The following is a 19147-nucleotide window of genomic DNA, read 5'->3' as shown; positions in this document are numbered from 1 at the left end:
CCCAGGTCGGCTGCCTCAGCCCTCGGTCGATGGTTCGGTTTCGGCGGGGGCGGTACCGAGGCTTGCCGCGGCCAGTGCGCAAAGTTCCGCTTCGGTGCGTGAAATCTGCCAGCCGGAAATCTCGACCATATCGTCGTGTCTGAATTCATAGCGCACACGTTCGCCGATGGCAGAGCGTGTGACGTCGGTGGGATCGCCGGGATGCCAACCACGCGCGTGCAGACGCTTGGCGATTTTCTGGGCGAAGACGGATGTATTCCCGCCACGCTCTGTCGAAACCATCCATTGCCGCCCGATCTCCGCCGCTCGCGCCGGATCGGCGAGCGTGGCGATGAGTTCCCCGGCAAGTGTCGTGCGCTCACGGTCGAGCAGGGGCAAGGCGGCGGGCAAAGCGGCCGCCGCGAGGCCGACACCCGTGAGCACCAGAAGCTGACGGCGTGAAATGGCGTCCGACATCGTCAGACCCCCCTCGTGAAGCGCGTCTGGACGTGATCGGCGAGACGAAGCGCCAGCGCGACGATGGTGAGCGTCGGATTGACGGTCGCCGAGGTCGTGAAGACGGAGCTTCCGGCGACGTAGAGGTTTTCGACGCCGTGGACCTTGCAGTTGGCGTCGACGACGCCCTTGCGCGGGTCGGCGGCCATGCGGGTCGTGCCCATGTGGTGGTTGCCCCAGCCTTCGGCCTCGTCCCATTTGTCGCGGTCGGGCAGGCGAATGCGCACGCGGCCTTCGCCCCAGGCGCCGAAGGCGCGGGCAAGTGCCTCGATGTTGTGGCGCAGATTGGCGCGGTCGCTCGGCGAGAGCCGCCAGTCGATCTTCGTGCGGTTGAGGCCAAGCGCGTCCTTTTCAGTCGAGAGCATGATGCGGCTGTCGGGGTTTGGCGCCTGTTCGGTCGCGCAGCCCGTGCCATAGCGCATGGCGAGCACCGGACTTTCGTTGGCTTTTGAGCTTGTCGAGCGAATGAGCTGTGCAATGCCGGGCTCGATGTCGCGCGCCGCCTCAGTGTCTTTTTCCTCCACGTCGATGTCGGTGCGGACCTCCTTCTGCTTGTAGAAGGTCATGACGGTGCCGAGGCGGCGGTTCTTGCGCAGATAGTCCGCTGTGAACATGAAAACGCCGCGGATGTTGGCCCCCGCCGACTGCGTATAGGTCTGGTAATAGGGCGCGACGAGCGATGGATCGGTGATCATGATCTCGCAGGGCCGCTCGATATGGGGGTGCTCCATGAAGTAGCGCCCGACCAGCCCACGCCCATTGCCGAGCCCCGCCTTCTCGATGCTGTTCGACAGAAGCAGCATGCGCGCATTCTCGATACCGCCCGTTGCAAGGATCACGGTTTGCGGGCGCACCTCGAAGCGGCGGCCGGTCAGTGTGCCGACGCGAAGCCGCTCAACTTTCGTTGCCTCGGCATTGGGCAGGATCTCCATCACGTTGGAGTTGAGATAGGTCTTGATGTTCGAGGCCTTCTCAATGTCCTGGCGATAGGTCCAGCCGAAGCGCGTGGGCGGGCTGTATTCGAACCAGCGCGTCATCACCTCCTTGCCGAGGTCGAGCGGCTGGTACTGGCCGCCTTCCGAAACGGCTGCCGGGTCATCATAGATGAAGGGGCCGATCTGACAGACTTCATTGGCCCGAACGTAATAGGGGTCGAGGTCGGCGCGATTGATCGGCCAGCCGGAATGCGGCACCCAGTCGCGCTGCTCGAAGTCGATCGGCTCGAAGGGCCGGCACCAGCCGCCCCAGTGGTTGGTCGAGCCGCCGAAATAGCGAAGCCGCGATGTGTCGAGGGCGTAGGGAACGCCCACGCTTTCGCCCTCGTAAAGCTCCTGTGTATCGGGCTCGAAATCGAGGCCGCCACTTTCGATGAGCACCACGCGCGCATCGATATTGCGAAGCGCGCGGGCGATCGAGATGCCGGCGGCGCCGGCGCCGATGATCGCCACTTCCGCCTCGACGATGGTGCCGTCGGGGACGTTGCGGCCGTCGATGAACATTTACTCGCACCTTTCGGCGTTTGAGTTCCCGGTCCGGAACCGCGCATTCGACTCTCGCGACTTGGCGAGGCGGTGAATAATTCGCGGTCTAGTTTCCTATCTTTTCCGCATGTGTCAATTTTACGACTGAACGGCGGAATTCCAGCGGCAGCCTGTGGATATTGCCGCAGGGCGTCGCCGCGAAATCGCCGGTTTGCGAGACGTTTTGGACTGGACCGGGCTTGAGCCTCTGTGTCAGGTTTCTCCCCAAAGAAAAACCCCCTCCCGGCTGGTAGGGCAGGCCCCTCGGCAGGGCTGTCCGCGCCGACGACCTCGTTGAGAATTGCCCTCGATTTGGGCGGCGAGGCCGCAAGGCACCGGGCTTGGGAATGCCATCACAAGGAGGACGAAATGACGGATTACCTGAAATTCTACATCAACGGCCAGTGGGTCGACCCGGTCAAACCGAAGGCGCTCGACGTCATTAACCCGGCGACCGAAGAGCCGATTGCCAAGATCAGCATGGGTGGCAAAGCCGACGTCGATAAGGCTGTCGCCGCCGCCAAGGCCGCCTTCCCGAAATATTCGACGACGAGCCGTCAGGAGCGTATCGAGCTTCTGCAGTCGATCATCGCCGTCTATCAGAAGCGCTATGCCGACATTGCCGCGGCGATCACCGCCGAAATGGGCGCCCCGGTGAAGCTCGCCCAGGTTGCGCAGGCTGCGATGGGCATTGCCCACCTCAACACCAATCTCGAACTCCTGAAGAACTATGAGTTCGAATACGACAAGGGCACCACGCATATCGTGCGCGAGCCGGTCGGCGTCTGCGGCTTTATCACGCCCTGGAACTGGCCGATCAACCAGATCGCCTGCAAGGTTGCGCCCGCGCTCGCCGTCGGCTGCACCATGGTGCTGAAGCCCTCGGAAGTCGCTCCGATCAACGCCTATCTCTTCGCCGAAGTGCTGCATGAGGCTGGTGTCCCGGCGGGCGTCTTCAACCTCGTCAATGGCGACGGCGTCGATGTCGGCGCGCCGCTCTCGTCGCATCCGGATGTGGACATGGTGTCCTTCACCGGTTCGACCCGCGCGGGTATCCTCGTTTCGAAGGCGGCTGCCGACACGGTCAAGCGCGTTGCGCTCGAACTCGGCGGCAAGTCGGCCAATATCGTTCTCGACGATGCCGACCTCAAAAAGGCCGTCTCCAGCGGCATCTACACGATGATGTCGAACTCGGGTCAGTCCTGCAACGCACCCTCGCGCATGCTCGTTCCGGCCGCGCGCCAGGATGAGGTGATCGAGATCGCCCGGGCGACGGCCGCCACGGTGAAGGCGGGCGATCCGCTGGCCGAAGGCACCGTGATCGGTCCGGTCGTTTCGGAAGTTCAGTACAACAAGATCCAGGGCCTCATCCAGAAGGGCATCGAGGAAGGCGCGACGCTTGTCGCCGGCGGCCTCGGCCGTCCGGAAGGCGTCAACAAGGGCTACTTCGTTCGCCCGACCGTCTTCGCCAATGTCACCAACGACATGACGATCGCGCGGGAAGAAATCTTCGGCCCGGTCCTCACGATCCTGCCCTACAAGGACGAGGAAGACGCGATCAGCATCGCCAATGATACGGTCTACGGCCTGTCGGGTTACGTGCAGTCGGGTTCGGTTGAGCATGCCCGCAAGGTTGCTTCGCAGCTCCGCACCGGCAACGTGCATCTGAACGGCGCTGGCCCGGACCTCAATGCGCCCTTTGGCGGCTACAAGCAGTCGGGTATCGGTCGCGAATGGGGCGAGTTCGGTTTCGAGGAGTTCCTCGAGGTGAAGGCCGTCCTCGGCTACAGCGCTGCCTGATCTTTCTTTCCCTCGGGAATGAGATGTGAAACCGGCGTCCGCAAGGGCGCCGGTTTTTCTTTGTGCGTCTGCGACATATGGCTTGGCCCCGACGGGGGTTTTGTCATCGCATCGTCATCGGGCCGCTCTAGCTCTAATGAAGCGCGGCTCTGCGATTGAGACGGATCAAGGCGCCGTCGCCGCTGCGCCCCATAATGGCCGTCATCTTCCCGCAACAGAGAGCGTCCCGTGCCCGTAAAAAGCCTCATGATGGATGAACTCGGCGAGCGGGCGCTGCTCCTGCCGGATCAGCTTTCCGAGGCGCTTACCGCCAATGACCGCGTCAAATTCCTGCTGACCCTGATGCAGACGGCGGAACGCCGCGCGGACCGGCCCGACGGCCCCATGCCCGATCTCTCCGCCGAGCGCCGGGCGGCGGGCCTTGCCGACGCGACGCTCGACCGCTCTCTCGCGGATGTGCGGCGCGAAGCGGACGGCGCGCTTTATCTTCCCGGCGCGGCGGCCTTGCGTCAGGCCGTGCTCGACGGCATCGCCGCCATGCGCTCGCCGCTGGTGCTGGCGGGACTTCCGGCCAATGAGGATTTTGCCGCGCGCGAAGCGGCGCTCTCGGCCGCCTTGCCGTCCTTTGACGGGGATCGTGTGCCAGCCGGCGTTGTGGATGCCATCACCTCCGCCGAGCGCGCGCGGGGGGACAGTCTCCACATTCTCGTCATGGATCTTCACAAGGCGCTCAATGCGCTTCAGGGTGAATTGTCGGAGGAGAGCATTGAGGGCGCCCGCGTCTGGCGCATCGATGAGGCGGACCGTTCGCTCGTTGCTGCCTTCATGCGGGGCCTCAACGAGACCGCACCGCTCAAGTTCGACCATCCGGGGCTCGGCACCACGGCGACGCGCGCTGCGGCCAGGCTCGTCATTCAAAATGACATCGGCACGAATGATGCGCATGTCCTCGTCATTCATGTCGAGGGATTGGCGGTCACGCTGACCTATACCGATATCCATGTGCAGCGCGCCGCCTTCTTCCAGAGCCTCTTCAAGCCATTTGGCGTCCGCTGGGACGACACGCGCACGCGCCAGGGTGAACAGGTCAACGAGAAGGAAAACTATTATCTCTGCCTCGGCCGTTACGATGCACCGGACCGGGCGTCGCTCGAGCGCTATCTGGGCTTTCTCGGCTCGCGCATCGTCTTCCTTATCGACTGGAATCATACGCGCAAGCTGCTGCGCGAATTCCTGCGCAAGCCCGATGGCGTGAGGCTTCTCAAATGGGCGGCGGAACAGAATATCGGCCATCGCGGTTTTCTCAAGCTCGGCGGCGAGCAGCTTCTTTACGAAGCCATTGAGTTTGCGCAGCAGACACTCCGCTACGGCGAGAAGCTGCATGAGGCGCTGGGTGCCGAGCAGGCACTCGACTATCTGAAATTCGTCCTGCGCGTCTCGACCGAAGGCTTGTTGCAGGGCCGCTCCGAACGCTTCATTCGCGACGAGGTGAAGACCGAACTCGCGCGCCGCTTTCATGGCGCGCAGCAAAGCCTGCTCTCGCTCGCTTCCTCTCACGCCGCGTTGGTCTTCGAGTTGGCGACTGGTCTTCGCGACGGCCTGTTCGCCTTCAGTGAGGGCCGCGCCAATCTCGATGCAGCCGCCACGCGGGCGCAGCATTGGGAGCAGGAGGCGGACGGGCTGGTCACTCGCGTCCGTTCGCTGGTGCGCCGCATGCACAAGCCTGAGGTCTATAGCGATCTTCTGCATGAGGCGGACGACGTCGCCGACGCCCTGGAGGAAGCGGCATTTGTCGCCTCCTTCCTGCCGAAGTTCGAAATGTCGCCGGAACTCCTCGTGCCTGTTGGACGGCTCGCCGATCTTCTTGTCGAGGGCGCGCAGGAGATGGTGAAGATGTTCGAAGCGGCCGGGCAGGTGCGCCGCGACGGCGCGCGCGAGGATTTCGACGATTTCCTTGAAGCGGTCGATCGCCTCATCCGCATTGAACACGAGACTGACAAGGTGGAGCGCGAAGCGCGCGGCCTGCTGCTGATGCAGGCGCCGGATTTCCGCGTTCATCAACTCGTGGGCACGCTGGCCCGGCTTCTCGAAGAGGCGGCGGATGCGCTGTCGCGAACGGCGCTCAAATTGCGCGATCACCTCGTCAACGATGTCATGGCCGGATAGACGATGTCCCTCGACAAGCATCTTTTCTTTATTCTGGCGGGGAAGCCCATGCCCGCTTCGGCAAGTGCGACGACTATGGGGTCCAAGGCCTATGGGCTCATGCGTCTCGCGCGGCTCGGCCTCAATGTGCCGCCAGCCTTCGTGCTCGGGACGGACATTTGCCGCACCTATCTCTCGCGGGGCAAGCTTCCTGAGGGAACGCGCGAACTTCTCGCCCGTGGCCTGCATGAGCTCGAAGGCGCGACCGGCCGTCGCTTTGGCGGCGAACGACGCCCGCTTTTCGTGTCCGTGCGTTCCGGCGCGCCGGTCTCCATGCCCGGCATGATGGAGACCGTCCTCAATATCGGTCTCACCGACCAGACCGCCCGTGGCTTCCTGCGCATGACCGGAAATCCGCGACAGGTTCAGGACAGCTATCGCCGCCTTGTGCGCGATTTCACGGAAGTCGTGCGCGAGGTGGATGCGGCGCCCTTCGACGCGCTGGCCGAAACACGCGCTGCGGAGGAGCAGCTTTCGAGCACACGCGATCTCGACAGCCACGCCCTTGCCGCGATCGCGCAAGAATCGCTATCCCTGTCGCTTGCCCTGACGGGCGAGCCCTTCCCGCAGGATCCGATGGAGCAGCTCGTTGCAGCGGTCGAGGCCGTTTTCCGCTCCTGGATGAGCGACAAGGCGAAGCGTTACCGGGCGCTCAACGGCATCGACGAGCATATGGGCACGGCCGTCACCGTGCAGGCCATGGTGTTCGGCAATATGGGTGCGACCTCCGGCGCTGGCGTCGGCTTCACCCGCGATCCGGCGACGGGCGAGAACCGGCCCTATCTCGATTTCCTTTTCAATGCGCAAGGCGAGGATGTCGTCTCCGGTCGCCACGCGGTGCATGACACCGAGCGCCTGCCGCAACGCCTTCCCGCAGTCGCGGACGAACTCACCCGCATGAAGGATGTGCTCGAGGTCGAATTTCACGACATGCAGGACTTCGAATTCACGGTCGAGAATGGCAGGCTTTATCTTCTGCAGACGCGCAACGGCAAGCGCATGCCATGGGCGGCGCTACGTATGGCGGTCGACATGGTGCAGGAGGGCTTGATCTCGCCCGTCGAGGCGCTGAAGCGGCTCGACGGCATTGCGCTCGACAAGCTGGAGCGTCTTCGCCTTGCGGGCGACGGTGTCGCACCACTCGCGGAGGCGGTGCCAGCGAGCATAGGCACCGCCGTCGGACATATCGCCTTTGACCCGAAGCGTGCCGCGGAATTCGCGGCGGAGGGCAAACGCGCCATTCTCGTGCGCGACGATATTTCGACCGGCGATATCGAGGGCATTGCGGCGGCCGAAGGCGTACTCACGGCGGCGGGAGGGCGCACCTCGCATGCGGCGGTGGTGGCGCGGCAACTCGGCAAGGTCTGTCTCGTCGGATGTTCGGCGCTGCGCATCCTGCCGGAGAAGGGCATCTGCGTCATCGGCGGGCGCGAATTCTGCGAAGGCGACGAACTGACGCTTGATGGAGATGCGGGGCAGATTTTTGCCGGCGCACTGTCCGTTATTCGCGAACGGCCCGAGGCGGCACTTGCCGAAGTTGCGCGCTGGCGTGTGGAGACCGACGCAACGTCAGTGAAAGAGGCCGCGTTTCCGGGGCTCGCCGACGGCGAAGAGCACCAGCACAAAGGCCGCGCTCAGCATCAGCGTCGAGATTGAGAAGACGGCGACGAAGGACGAACTGTCGGCGATGAGACCGCCGAGCAGCGGCCCGACAGCCATCATTGAGGACGTCGCCGTGTTCAGGATCGCGATCCGCATTGCAAGATCCTCTCGCGCGCCGAATTCGAGGATCATGTTCTGTGTGCTGTTCTGAAAGCCCGCCTGGCCTGCGCCAAGACCCGCGAAGACAGCGACGAGCGGCCAGAGCGAATGCATGCCCATCAGCACCACGGTCGAAAGTGCCCAGATCCCGACCGAGGCGAGGAAGACGACGCGGTTGCCTATGCGGTCGGCGAGCGATCCCCAGATCAGATTTGCGCCGGTTTGCGAGAGGAGGAAGGCCGTCGATAGCGCACCGAGTGTCGTGCCGGAAAGGCCGATCGCCTTGCCCGCGTAAAGCACATAGAAAGGTACAGCGAGCGTTCCAAGTGCCGCGAGGCCAGATGCAATGACGAAGCGCGATAGTTCGCGGTCCTCGCGCAGAATGTCCGGGATTTCGCGCAGGCGAAGCAGAAAGCTCGTGCGCGGACGCACTTCGGGCGAGTCGGGTTCGCGTACCAGCATCAGCATGGTGAGGCCGATGGATGTCAGCGCAAAGGCGGCAAGGAAGGTCGTCGCATAGCCGTTGCCGAGCGCATGCGCCTCGACAAAATATTTGCCGCCGACATAGGCGACGCCGGCAGCGGTAAGGCCTGCGGCGAAGTTGCGAAAGCCGGTGAGCCGACCGCGCAGCCGAAGCGGGATCACCTTTGCCATCAGAAGCTGGAAGATGACCGACTGTACGCCGTTGAAGAGGCCGAAGAGGCAGAGAAAGATGCAGGCGAAAATCAGCGCCCAGTGGTCGGGCAGGAAATAGCCGCTGAGCGCGAGGCCCAGCACCCCGCCGCGCATGCCCCAACCGACCAGCAGGCCCATCGACAACACGCGCTTCCGGTGCTCGACCAGCGTCGCGCCAAGCGTCGAGGAGAGCGCGTTGCCGAGCCATTGCGAGGCGAGCGCAAGGCCGACGGCGAATTCGGAACCGGAAAGAAGATAGATATAGGCCGGCACGAAGGTCGGCGCCGTGACGAGGCGGAAACCTGTCTGCCCCAGGAGGCCATGCGCAAGATTGGCGGCATAGTTGCGCCTGAGGTTCCGCTCGACCTCGGCGTGATAGGCCTCTTCGGCGGCCAGGCGCGCCTCCGTTTCCTCAGTCCGCGCAAGGCTCGGCCCGCCGTCCATCCTCGTCCTCCCACCGCCGCCATTCTTTTTGCTTGGTCGGCAGGTGCTCTTATAGACCCGATGTCCGGTTCCGGTCAGTGTTCAATTTTGAACAATCAGGGCTTCAGCCATTCAACACGGGCCCGCGCGCCGGCGCCTTGCTCGAGCCTTTCCGCAAGCCAGCCATAAAGATCGGTGAGCGTTTCCTTCAACGTCCAGGGCGGATTGACGATGACGAGGCCGCAGCCCGACATCCGCGCCGGATCGACGGCGCGGATATAGATTTCGGCCATCAGCGTCTTGGCGGGGCCGCCCCTTTCGAGCGCGTCGAGGAAGGTGCCGGAGACGCTCGGGTCCTTCACCGGATACCAGATGATATAGGTGCCCGTCGCCCAACGAGCCGTCGCATCTTCGAGCCCTTCGAGCAGGGCGTCGAATTCGTCGCGCGCCTCGAAAGGCGGATCGATGAGCACGAGGCCGCGTCGTTCTTTCGGCGGCAGCATCGCCTTCAGGGCCGTATAGCCGTTCATTTCGTGAACGCTGGTCTGCGGGTCGTGGCGGAAAAGCGACTTGAGGCTCGCGGCGTCTTCGGGGTGCAGCTCGCAAAAGGCGAGGCGGTCGCCTTCCCGGGCGAGCTCCCGTGCGATGAGCGGCGAGCCCGGGTAGGACATCGGCTCGGCGCCGATGCAGCCGAGCCGTGTGAGCGCCGCGAGATAGGGCGCGAGCGCTGGATGGGGCGCTGGCTCCGTCATGATGCGGGCGATGCCGTCTCGGAATTCGCCCGTCTTTTGTGCTTCCTCGCCCGTGAGATCGGTCAGGCCCGTGCCCGCATGCGTATCGAGCAGGAAGAAGGGCTTGTCCTTCTGTTTCATGTGTTCGATGACCAGCGCGAGCGCTGAATGCTTCATCACATCGGCGAAGTTCCCGGCGTGATAGGCGTGACGGTAGTTCAAGCGGACCTGCTCCTGACGGCGAGAAGACCGGCGAGCCCGCCGGTCGTGATGATCGCGCCCACATAAAATGTCGCGGCAGGTCCATAGCCTTGCCAGAGCATTCCGGCAATGGCGCTGGCGGCGAGAAGGATGCCGCCGCAGATGAGATTGAATATGCCGAAGGCGCTGCCGCGGAGCGCGGCGGGGGCGGCATCCGCCACCAGCGTCGAGAGAAGACCCTGCGTGAGGCCCATATGGAGGCCCCAGAGTGCCACGCCCGCGAAGACGATCAGCGGCGTGGAGGCTTCGGCGAGCACGATATCGGCAGCTATGAGCACGGCGAAGCCGAGCGCGAGCAACGAGCGCCGGTCGAGCCTGTCGGCCAGGAGGCCCGCCGGATAGGCCGCCAGCGTATAGATGCCGCTCATCACCACCATGACGAGCGGCACATAGCCGATGGAAAGCCCGGCGTTCTGCGCGCGCAGCACCAGAAAGCCTTCGGAGAACCGCGCAAGCGTCAGAACGCCTGCGACGGCGACGATGCCCCAATAGCGCCTGTCGAGTTCGCGGAGATCGGCAAGGCGGAAGGGGGCCTTGGCTTTCCCGTCGCGATGCTCGGGCTCGCGGACCGCGAAGATGAGAATGAGAACCGCGACGATGGCGGGCAGCGTCGCAACCCAGAAGACGGCCCTGATGTTATCGGCAAGAAGCCACATGAAGAGAACGGCAAGCAGCGGCCCCGCGACTGCGCCTGCCGTATCGAGCGCCTGTCGCAGGCCGTAGGCGGCACCGCGCTGCTCGGGCGAAACGATGTCGGCGATCAGCGCATCGCGCGGCGCGCCGCGTATGCCCTTGCCGATCCGGTCGATGAAACGCGCGGCGAAAACCGCATCGACCGTCGTTGCCAGCGGAAAGAGCGGCTTTGTCAGTGCCGCGAGGCCATAGCCGATGACGGTGAGAAGCTTCCTCTTGCCGATCCAGTCGCTGATGACGCCCGAAAAGACCTTGGTGATGGATGCCGTTGCCTCTGCGGCGCCTTCGATGAAGCCGACCGCAACCATGCTGGCGCCGAGCCCCGAGACGAGAAAGACGGGCAGCAGCGAGTGAACCAGTTCGGACGACATGTCCATGAAGAAGCTGACGATGCCGAGCGCCCAGATGCCAGCCGGCAACGCAATCTTGCGCGGCTTCGCGGAGGGCGAGCTCTCCATCAGAACCATCCGAGAGTGTGGAAGGCAGCGAGGATGCCTGCTGCGGAAAGCGCAAAGAGCGCGAGCGCTGGCTTGAGCCCGTTGTTGCGGCCGGCGAAGGCGAGTGTATAGGAGGCCTTGAGCAGATTGTTGGACGAAGCGGCGAGAAGGATTGCGGAGGCTGCCACGTCGAGGTTGATAGCGCGGCTCGTGCCTTGCGCGAGGCTCAGCACGAAGGGATCGACATCGGTGAAGCCCGCCAGCATACCGAGGGCGAAGATGCCATTCTCGCCAAAGCGTGTTTTCGCCCAGGCGACGGCGATCGAAAGCGCGATGAAGAGAACGGCAAAGATGATCGCAGTCGAGAGTTCGAGGGGGTTGGTCGGGGTCGTTGTCTCAGCTGCTTCGTTGGCGGGCTTCGGCGCCGACCACATTAGCCAGGCGCTGATGAGCAGGCCGGCGGGACATAGAATTGCAATCGAAGGCAGGAGTTTCAGCGCAAGTGGCACGGTGAAAACGCCGACGACGACGATGATGCGAAGGAACATGATGGCAGTCGCGAGCACGATGGCGGCTTGTGTTCGGGCCGGTGCGACTATGTTCGCCCGTACGCGGCGCGAGAGGACGACTGTGGTGGCCGTCGACGAGTAGAGTCCACCCAGTGCCGCCGAAATGAGAACGCCGTGGCGTGGCGCGAGGAAGCGTTGAACGAGATAGCTCGCATAAGAAAGCGTCGAGACCGCGACGACGGCGAGCCAGACTTCATAGGGCGTGATGTCGGTGAGCGTTGTCACCGGCTCATGCGGCACCAGCGGCAGCACAATGCCGATGACGATCAGGAATTTGCCGAGCGTACTGAGTTCCTCGCCACCGAGCTTCGCGGCGAGAGCATGCAGACTCTCTCTCGCGCCGGTGAGGAGCACTGCGGCGACGGCGACGCTGACGGCGACCCAGAGCGGCGCGGCAAGCGCGATCGGCCCGAGAAGAAAGGCGAGAAGATTGCCCGTCGGCGCCATGATGCCGGCATCGAGCCGCGTCGCCGTCTCCTCGTCGGTTCCGTCGGTTTCGGTGAGTTGATGCGCCAGCCGTTCCCGGTAATAGATGGAAAGCCATGTACCCAGAATGGCGAGCCCGCCCAGAAACAGCAGCCCATGCTCCGGCTCCAGCGCATAGAGAAGTGCGCCGGTGAGGGAAAGCAGGGGAAAGGTTCTGACGCCGCCCGGTGGCTTGATGCGGCTCTTGGCGAAATATTCCTCGAAGGCGAGACCGAGGAAAAAGCCGAGCGCCATGAGAACGGCGAAGCGTTCCGGGTCGATCGCGGGAAAGGAGAAAGTGGGCATCACTTCGCGATCCGGTCGGATTTGAGCTGCGCGGGATCGAAGGGAAAGACGATGTTCATGTCGGGAATCGTCAGCTTCTGCTTCTTGCCCTCATAAGTGGTCCGGTTGAGCAGGTCGCGCATCACGTTGAGACGTGCCTCACGTTTGTCGTTGGCGCAGACGACATACCATGGCGCGTGCAGCGTATGGGTCCGCGCGAACATGAGGTCGCGAGCCTTGCTATAGTCCGACCAGTGCTTCAGCGCCGCATCGTCGACGGGCGAGAGCTTCCACTGTTTCAGCGGATCCTTGCGCCGGTCTTCCAGTCGCTTCTTCTGCTCGTCGCGCGTGATGTCGAGATAATATTTGTAGAGTGTGATGCCCGCACCGATCAGCATTTCCTCGAAGGACGAGACTGTGCTGAGGAATTGTTCATGCTCGGCTTCCGAGCAATAGCCCATCACCGGTTCGACACCGGCGCGATTGTACCAGCTGCGGTTGAAGAACACGATTTCCTGCGCGGCAGGGAGATAGCGTGAATATCGCTGGAAATACCATTGCGAGGTTTCACGGTCCGACGGCTTGCCAAGTGCAATGATGCGCGCCTCGCGGGGGCTCAGATGTTCCGTGAGGCGCTTGATCGTGCCGTCCTTGCCGGCGGCATCGCGTCCCTCAAAGATGACAAGGAACTTGCGGTTGTTCGCGATGATGTCCTTGTGAAGCTTCACAAGCTCCACCTGGAGCTCGTAGAGGTCTTTCTTGTACTCGCCGTTGCCGTCGTCTTCGTCGTCGGCGACCTGGTTCTTCTTGCGGTTCTTGCTGGACATGACGCCTCCCGGCTCGCGCGTTTCTGATTGCAGAGCCTAACGCCGAATGGCGCGCGCATGAAGCCGGGTGCGACGACGCAGTTCATGCACCGCGAGGGGGGGCGGTGAGAAGGGGACTTGCACCTCGTTCAAATCTCGATATGTTATATTATAACATTACATATTGGGGGGTGTGGTTATGGGTTATGTCGAGCTTGGAGCAGCTGCCATCGTGCTTTCGATAGCGATGGGAACGCCCGTTGCGGCAGCCGATACGGCGGGGCTGGCTGACGAGATCGTGGTGACTGCCTCACCGATCTTCTCGACACCCGACGATCTGGCGACGCAAGTCACCGTGATCGGCAGGGACGAGATCCTGAACAAGGGCGCGTCCACACTCGGCGCGCTCCTCGCTGACGAGCCGGGCATCGCACAGAGCTCCTTCGCCGCTGGCGCGAGCCGTCCGATCATCCGCGGCCTCGACAATTTTCGTGTCCACATCCTCGAAAACGGACTCGGCGGCGATGGCGTCTCGGCGGTGAGCGAAGATCACGGCGTGCCGATTGATCCGATGAGCGCAGAGAAGGTGGAAGTCGTGCGCGGCCCGGCGACGTTGCGCTATGGCAGCGAGGCGATCGGTGGCGTCGTCAACGTCATCAATTCGCGCATCCCGACCTTCATTCCCGAGGGCGGCTATACGGGTGAAGTTTCGGGAAGCTACGACACGGTCGATGATGGACGTCAGGGCTCGGCCATGGTGGAGGCCTCGACCGGCCGGGTCGTCTGGCATGCGGATGCCTATGATCGCATCGCCGACGATTATCGCATTCCCGGTGGCACCTCGCGTCAATCCGAGACGTGGGCGGACTCGAAAGGTGTGGCGGGCGGTGCATCGGTCCTTTTCGATTCAGGCTATGTCGGTGCCTCGATCTCGCATTTCGACAGCGACTACGGCATTCCCGTACCCGACGACCTCTCCGATCCGACCTTCATCAACATGGAGCAGACGAAGGTCCAGACCGCGGCGGAGTTCAACGATCTAGGCTCATGGGCGAAGACGCTGCGCGTGACCGGCGGCTACACGAAATATAATCATGGCGAGGTGGGTATGAACTCCGGCGATGTCGGCTCGCGCTTCGACGATACGCTGTGGGAAGGCCGCGCCGAACTTCTGCACGGTAATGTCGGCCCCTTCACCGGTGCTATCGGCATTCACGCCATCGATCACGATCTGAGCGCAGGCGGCGAGGGCGGCGATCTTCTCGCGCCAACGACAACGAAGACGCTGGCTGCTTTCTTCTTCGAGGAAATGCCGCTGACCGATGTATTGAAGTTCCAGCTTGGCGGGCGCATCGAGCATGTTGCGATCGAGGGCTCAGCCTTTGACGAGACGACATTCGTGGACCACCTCACCGACAAATCTTTCGTGCCGCTAAGCGGCTCTTCCGGTCTCGTCTGGCAACTTGGCAACGGATGGGTTGCAGGCGGGACCCTGCAGGCATCGCAGCGTGCGCCCGAAGCGCTCGAACTCTTCTCGAAGGGCGCGCATGATGCAATGGGCACCTTTGAGATCGGCGATGTCGGACTGACGAAGGAGACGGCCTATTCGGGTGAACTGTCGTTGCGCCGGGAGGGCGAGAACTTCTCCTTCCAGGCGGCGGTCTATGAGACCAAATTCGATAACTACATTCTGAAGCAATACACAGGCGAGACCTGCGGCGAGGATTTCGCGAGCTGTACGCCGGGTGGCTCAGGCGGCGATTTCCGCCAGGTGCGCTACAGCCAGCAGGACGCGACGTTCCGCGGCTTCGAAATCGGCGGCAAACACTCGGTCGCGAAGCTCGACGACGGTACGATCGGCCTCGACGGTCGCTTTGACATGGTGCGCGCGACGCTCGATGCGGGTGGCAATGTTCCGCGAATCCCGCCCATGCGTGTCGGCGCAGGCGTCTATTATGAGGCAAATCAGTGGTCTGGCCGCATCGGCGCGCTCTATGCCTTCAGCCAGACCGATCTTGGCGCCTTCGAGACGGAGACGGGCGGCTATACCCTGCTCAATGCGGAGCTGCACTACTTGTTGCCGAAGGAAATCACCCATGCGACGCCGGTCGAACTGTCCCTGATCGGCGATAATCTGCTCAACGACGACATCCGCAACAGCGTCTCCTTCAAGAAGGACGGCATGCTGTTGCCGGGTCGAGATGTGAGATTCGTGGCGACGGCCCGGTTCTGATGTAAGGCCCACCTCGGGGCCGCCGCCTTACAGGTCGATGAATGGCTGAAGCAGCCGCGCGATCAGCCCCTCGAAGCGGACGGGCCCCTCCGCGAGGGCGAGGCAGATGCACTCTTCCTCCGTGCCGACCGTGAGCCCGTGCAGGTCGTCTACGCCCGTCTCCTCGACATCGCCGCGTCGGAATGTGCCGAAGCGATCGCTGAAGCTGCCCTTGAGGACGAGCGTCATTTCGGTGCCGCTATGGCCGTGGCGGGGAATCCGGACACCCGGCCGGGCGCGCAGCATCCACAGTCGTTCGTCGTTTTCGCCGCGCCAAAGCATGGCCTTGCGCATGCCCGGACCGAGCAGGCCCCATTTGAGTGCGTCGAGATCGCAGCCGAGCCAGTCATGGAGTGGAGCGGGCAGGATGGCGTTGCGCTTCCGCGCGGCGGGGCGAGGGGCTTCGACGACGGGCTCTTCGAGAAGCGCGAGCGTGCGGGCGAGCGCGTCGGGCGCCATGACGTCCGGCGCGAGCTCTTCGAGCAGCGTTCCGCCCACAGCCTCGGCAGCGGACACCGCCTTTCGTGCATCCGGCAGGAAGCTCAGATGCGAGGCGACAAAAACCGACTGGCCTTCCGACAGGCTCCCCGCCGCATAGGCCGCGATCCATTCGTCGCCGAGAGGATGCGTGACACTCATTGCATATCCTCCAGCGCAGGACGCAGGCGGGCGAAGGCGAGCCTCAGCCGCGATTTGACAGTACCGAGCGGGATCGAAAGCCGCGCGGCGATTTCGGAATGGGGAAGCGCCTCCATGAAGGAGAGAGCTACCACTTGCGCCTGATCGGGCGGAAGCTCGGCCAGCGCCGCGCGGACGCGCACACCGATCTGCATGGCTGCAAGTTCAGCGTCTGCGGGGCGGGGTGCCTCAGGCTGGAGCGAGGGGTCTTCCGTGTCCAGCTCCGGCCTCTTCTGGCGGCGTTTGACGTCGATGAAGCGATTTCGCGCGATGGTGAATATCCATGTGCCGACGGATGCCTTGGCAGGGTCGAAAAGCGCGGCCTTGCGCCAAACGGTCAGCATGACCTCCTGGGCGATATCCTCGGCTTCCTTTTCATCGGCGCGCAACCGGCGCAGATAGGATTTGATGCGCGGCGCGTAATAGCCGAAGAGGCTTGCAAAGGCTGTCTTGTCGCGGCGCCCGGCAATCGCTTCGACGAGGAGCGCCATTTCGACTGGGTTGGCCTCGGTGAGCGCCGTCGGGCGCTTTTCCTGCGCCTGTTCGAGATCGCCGGAAAGACCGTCCTTCCCTCGCGGGTCTTGCGCCATCAGGCCAAGCTTCCTCCAATGCGTCCGGCGCAGGGCACGGATCGGACGGGTGTGATCGAGGATCATGGCGCTTGGCTGCCGCATAGTTGGTCCTACGCGCGCGAGAGAAGTCCGGATCACTCTTCCGCCCGACCTTGATCCTATGCCGAGTTGCGTGATGAGCAAACAGCATGATCTGTCGGGCGCCTACCGCCGTATTGATGTGAGGCTCTCCCCAAAAGGTAAAGGACCGAATGGCCCCCTTTCAGGACAATATCGGCCCCGCAACCCGTGGCTTGCGGATCGCAGTCATAGGCTCCGGCATTTCCGGCCTCTCGGCGGCCTGGCTGCTCTCCCGCGCGCATGACGTCACCGTCTATGAAAAGGCCGACCGGCCGGGCGGCCACTCGAACACATTGGTCGCGTCATGTCCCGAGGGTGACGTTCCCGTAGACACCGGCTTCATCGTCTATAACGAACTCAATTATCCAAATCTGACCGCGCTTTTCGAAACGCTGGGCGTCGAGACGCGGGCGAGCGAAATGTCCTTCGCTGCCTCCATTTCGGATGCGAGGGGCGGGCGGTTCGAATATTCGGGCTCCGGCCTCAACGGGTTGTTCGGCGACCGGCGCAATATCTTGCGCCCGCGCATGTGGCGCATGCTCGCGGAGATTCTGCGGCTCTATCGTTTCGCGCCGGGCCTTCTCGATCAGAGCGGCCTCGACCGCAAGCCGCTCGGCGAATTCCTGCGCGAGCAAGGTTATTCCTCAGCGCTGCGCGAGGATCATCTCCTGCCCATGTGCGCGGCGATCTGGTCGTTGCCGCTCGCGCGGGTCGAGGAGTTTCCCGCGCTCGCCTTTCTGCGCTTCTTTGACAATCACGGACTGATGCGGCTCACCGGCCGCCCGCTCTGGCGCACCGTTTCCGGGGGCTCGCGGGAATATGTGAAGCGGCTCGCTGCGCCGCTGGGCGATCATCTGCGTCTCGGCACCGGAATTGCCTCGGTCTTGCGCGACGAAACCGGCGTGACGGTGACCGACGCGAAAGGCGCAAGCGAGCGTTACGACCATGTCATCATCGCAGCCCATAGCGACGAGGCACTCTCCATGCTCGCCGATGCCGATGCGAACGAGCGCCGCCTTCTTGGCGCCATTCCCTATCAGCGCAACATCGCCTGGCTTCATTCGGACCGGCGCTTCATGCCGCGTGCGCGCCGCGTCTGGTCGAGCTGGAATTACATGGGCGGCACGGCGAGCGACGGTCATGCTCAGCCCGTCTGCGTCAGCTACTGGATGAACAGGCTTCAGGGCCTTCCCACGTCGCGCGATCTTTTCGTCACGCTCAATCCCTCGCATGAGCCCGATCCCGCCAGCGTCGTTTCGCGCATCGAATATGACCATCCGCTCTTCGACGCGGGCGCTCTCGAGGCTCAGCGCGCGCTCTGGCAGTTGCAGGGCGCGCGGCGCACATGGTTCTGTGGCGCCTATTTCGGTTCAGGCTTCCATGAAGATGGCTTGCAGGCGGGGCTTGCCGTCGCCGAGGAACTGGGTGGCGTCGCGCGACCCTGGGCCATCGAAAACCCGTCGAGCCGCATTTCGCTCGTTTCGCGTGGATCACGCGGGGCACAGCCGTTGGAGGTCGGCGCCTCATGATCGAGGGTGAGACGCGCTCCCGTCTCTATTTCGGCAAGGTCTTTCACCGCCGGTTGCGGCCGCGTCGGCATGAGCTTTCCTATCGCGTCTTCTACATGCTCATCGACATCGACGAACTGGATGCGCTGGACCGCGGCTCGCGGCTCTTCACGCATAACCGCTTCGGGCTTTTCAGCTTTCACGACTGCGATCACGGACCCCGCGACGGTCGGCCACTCCGTCCATGGATCGAGGCGCAGCTTGTGCGCGCCGGTCTCGCGCCGGGCGGGCGCATACTCGCGCTCTGTTTGCCGCGCGTGCTCGGCTATGTCTTCAATCCATTGACCGTCTATTTCTGCCATGACGTAGAGGGGCGTCCGGCGGCGATGTTTTACGAAGTGTCGAACACGTTCGGAGATCGCCACTCCTATCTCATCCCGGTGGCCGATGCCGATGGGGCGGTTCTGCGCCAGAGCTGCGACAAGGCGTTCTTCGTCTCGCCATTCATTGAGGTTGTGGGAAGCTACGACTTCACCGTCCTGCTACCGGAACGGCGTATCGGCCTTACCATTCGCGAAAGCGACAGCGAGGGCGCGCTGCTCACGGCGTCTTTCGCAGGTGAAGCGCGCTCCTTCACCGACGCCACACTTCTTAACGCCTTCCTAACGCATCCGCTGCTGACGCTGAAGATCATCGCCGGCATTCACTGGGAAGCGTTGAAACTCTGGCTGAAGGGCGTGCCTTTTGTCGCGCGTCCCATGGCACCCGCAGGCGCGGTAACCATTTGCGCACCCGCCCGGCCTGCTATTTCGGCCCGTCTCGAATAAAGCCATTTCGGGCGTAACCTATTCTTAGGGCTCACTTCCTTACA

15 protein-coding genes are annotated in these 19147 nt (G+C 63.3%); 6 read left to right on the top strand and 9 right to left on the bottom strand.

What is annotated here, in order from left to right:
- Window positions 1–15: 15 nt before the first annotated feature.
- Window positions 16–456, bottom strand: a complete 441-nt coding sequence (locus F2P47_RS05295; protein WP_152215137.1) for a hypothetical protein — start codon at window positions 454–456, stop codon at window positions 16–18.
- A 2-nt stretch (window positions 457–458) separates the two neighbouring features.
- The gene (locus F2P47_RS05290; protein ID WP_152215136.1) at window positions 459–1994 is read right to left on the bottom strand and encodes a GMC oxidoreductase; all 1536 of its coding nucleotides are present in this window, start codon (window positions 1992–1994) and stop codon (window positions 459–461) included.
- A gap of 390 nt (window positions 1995–2384) precedes the next feature.
- Between F2P47_RS05290 and F2P47_RS05285 the strand changes: the two genes are divergently transcribed.
- From F2P47_RS05285 to F2P47_RS05275, 3 genes are all read left to right on the top strand, one after another.
- Complete coding sequence (locus F2P47_RS05285; RefSeq protein WP_152215135.1) at window positions 2385–3815, top strand: aldehyde dehydrogenase family protein; 1431 nt, start codon at window positions 2385–2387, stop codon at window positions 3813–3815.
- A 228-nt stretch (window positions 3816–4043) separates the two neighbouring features.
- Window positions 4044–5981, top strand: coding sequence for a DUF47 domain-containing protein (locus F2P47_RS05280; protein ID WP_152215134.1), 1938 nt, complete (start codon window positions 4044–4046; stop codon window positions 5979–5981).
- Between the two features lie 3 nt (window positions 5982–5984).
- Window positions 5985–7676 (top strand): pyruvate, phosphate dikinase, encoded by a 1692-nt coding sequence (locus F2P47_RS05275; protein ID WP_152215133.1) that lies wholly within the window; start codon window positions 5985–5987, stop codon window positions 7674–7676.
- Here F2P47_RS05275 and F2P47_RS05270 read toward each other — a convergent pair.
- The 5 genes from F2P47_RS05270 to ppk2 all read right to left on the bottom strand — a co-directional run bounded on the left by F2P47_RS05270 (window position 7590) and on the right by ppk2 (window position 13147).
- The gene (locus F2P47_RS05270; protein ID WP_152215132.1) at window positions 7590–8900 is read right to left on the bottom strand and encodes an MFS transporter; all 1311 of its coding nucleotides are present in this window, start codon (window positions 8898–8900) and stop codon (window positions 7590–7592) included. The two genes, F2P47_RS05275 and F2P47_RS05270, sit on opposite strands and share 87 nt — an antisense overlap.
- A gap of 95 nt (window positions 8901–8995) precedes the next feature.
- Entirely contained in the window at window positions 8996–9832 is an 837-nt protein-coding gene (locus tag F2P47_RS05265; RefSeq protein WP_152215131.1) for a 23S rRNA (adenine(2030)-N(6))-methyltransferase RlmJ, read from the bottom strand.
- The gene (locus F2P47_RS05260; RefSeq protein WP_246176749.1) at window positions 9829–11022 is read right to left on the bottom strand and encodes an MFS transporter; all 1194 of its coding nucleotides are present in this window, start codon (window positions 11020–11022) and stop codon (window positions 9829–9831) included. Before F2P47_RS05260 ends, F2P47_RS05265 begins: the two co-directional genes overlap by 4 nt.
- Window positions 11022–12341 (bottom strand): MgtC/SapB family protein, encoded by a 1320-nt coding sequence (locus tag F2P47_RS05255; protein ID WP_152215129.1) that lies wholly within the window; start codon window positions 12339–12341, stop codon window positions 11022–11024. Before F2P47_RS05255 ends, F2P47_RS05260 begins: the two co-directional genes overlap by 1 nt.
- On the bottom strand, window positions 12341–13147 hold the full coding sequence (gene ppk2 / locus F2P47_RS05250; protein WP_152215128.1) for a polyphosphate kinase 2: 807 nt from the start codon (window positions 13145–13147) through the stop codon (window positions 12341–12343). Before ppk2 ends, F2P47_RS05255 begins: the two co-directional genes overlap by 1 nt.
- 178 nt (window positions 13148–13325) lie before the next feature.
- Between ppk2 and F2P47_RS05245 the strand changes: the two genes are divergently transcribed.
- The gene (locus F2P47_RS05245) at window positions 13326–15359 is read left to right on the top strand and encodes a TonB-dependent receptor (RefSeq protein ID WP_152215127.1); all 2034 of its coding nucleotides are present in this window, start codon (window positions 13326–13328) and stop codon (window positions 15357–15359) included.
- Between the two features lie 27 nt (window positions 15360–15386).
- Here the strand turns inward: F2P47_RS05245 and F2P47_RS05240 are convergent, their stop codons facing one another.
- Together F2P47_RS05240 and F2P47_RS05235 are read right to left on the bottom strand one after the other, a co-directional pair.
- Window positions 15387–16037 carry a ChrR family anti-sigma-E factor gene (locus F2P47_RS05240; RefSeq protein ID WP_152215126.1) on the bottom strand — a complete coding sequence of 217 codons (651 nt, stop codon included), beginning with the start codon at window positions 16035–16037 and terminating at the stop codon, window positions 15387–15389.
- Window positions 16034–16732 carry a sigma-70 family RNA polymerase sigma factor gene (locus F2P47_RS05235; protein WP_343032303.1) on the bottom strand — a complete coding sequence of 233 codons (699 nt, stop codon included), beginning with the start codon at window positions 16730–16732 and terminating at the stop codon, window positions 16034–16036. Before F2P47_RS05235 ends, F2P47_RS05240 begins: the two co-directional genes overlap by 4 nt.
- 167 nt (window positions 16733–16899) lie before the next feature.
- Between F2P47_RS05235 and F2P47_RS05230 the strand changes: the two genes are divergently transcribed.
- A complete protein-coding gene (locus tag F2P47_RS05230; protein WP_152215125.1) occupies window positions 16900–18297 on the top strand; it encodes an NAD(P)/FAD-dependent oxidoreductase in 1398 nt (465 codons plus the stop codon).
- A complete protein-coding gene (locus F2P47_RS05225; protein WP_152215124.1) occupies window positions 18294–19103 on the top strand; it encodes a DUF1365 domain-containing protein in 810 nt (269 codons plus the stop codon). Before F2P47_RS05230 ends, F2P47_RS05225 begins: the two co-directional genes overlap by 4 nt.
- Window positions 19104–19147 lie beyond the last annotated feature (44 nt).

The organism is Parvibaculum sedimenti, assembly GCF_009184905.1.
Lineage (GTDB): Bacteria > Pseudomonadota > Alphaproteobacteria > Parvibaculales > Parvibaculaceae > Parvibaculum > Parvibaculum sedimenti.
This window is presented reverse-complemented; position numbering and strand designations above follow the sequence as displayed.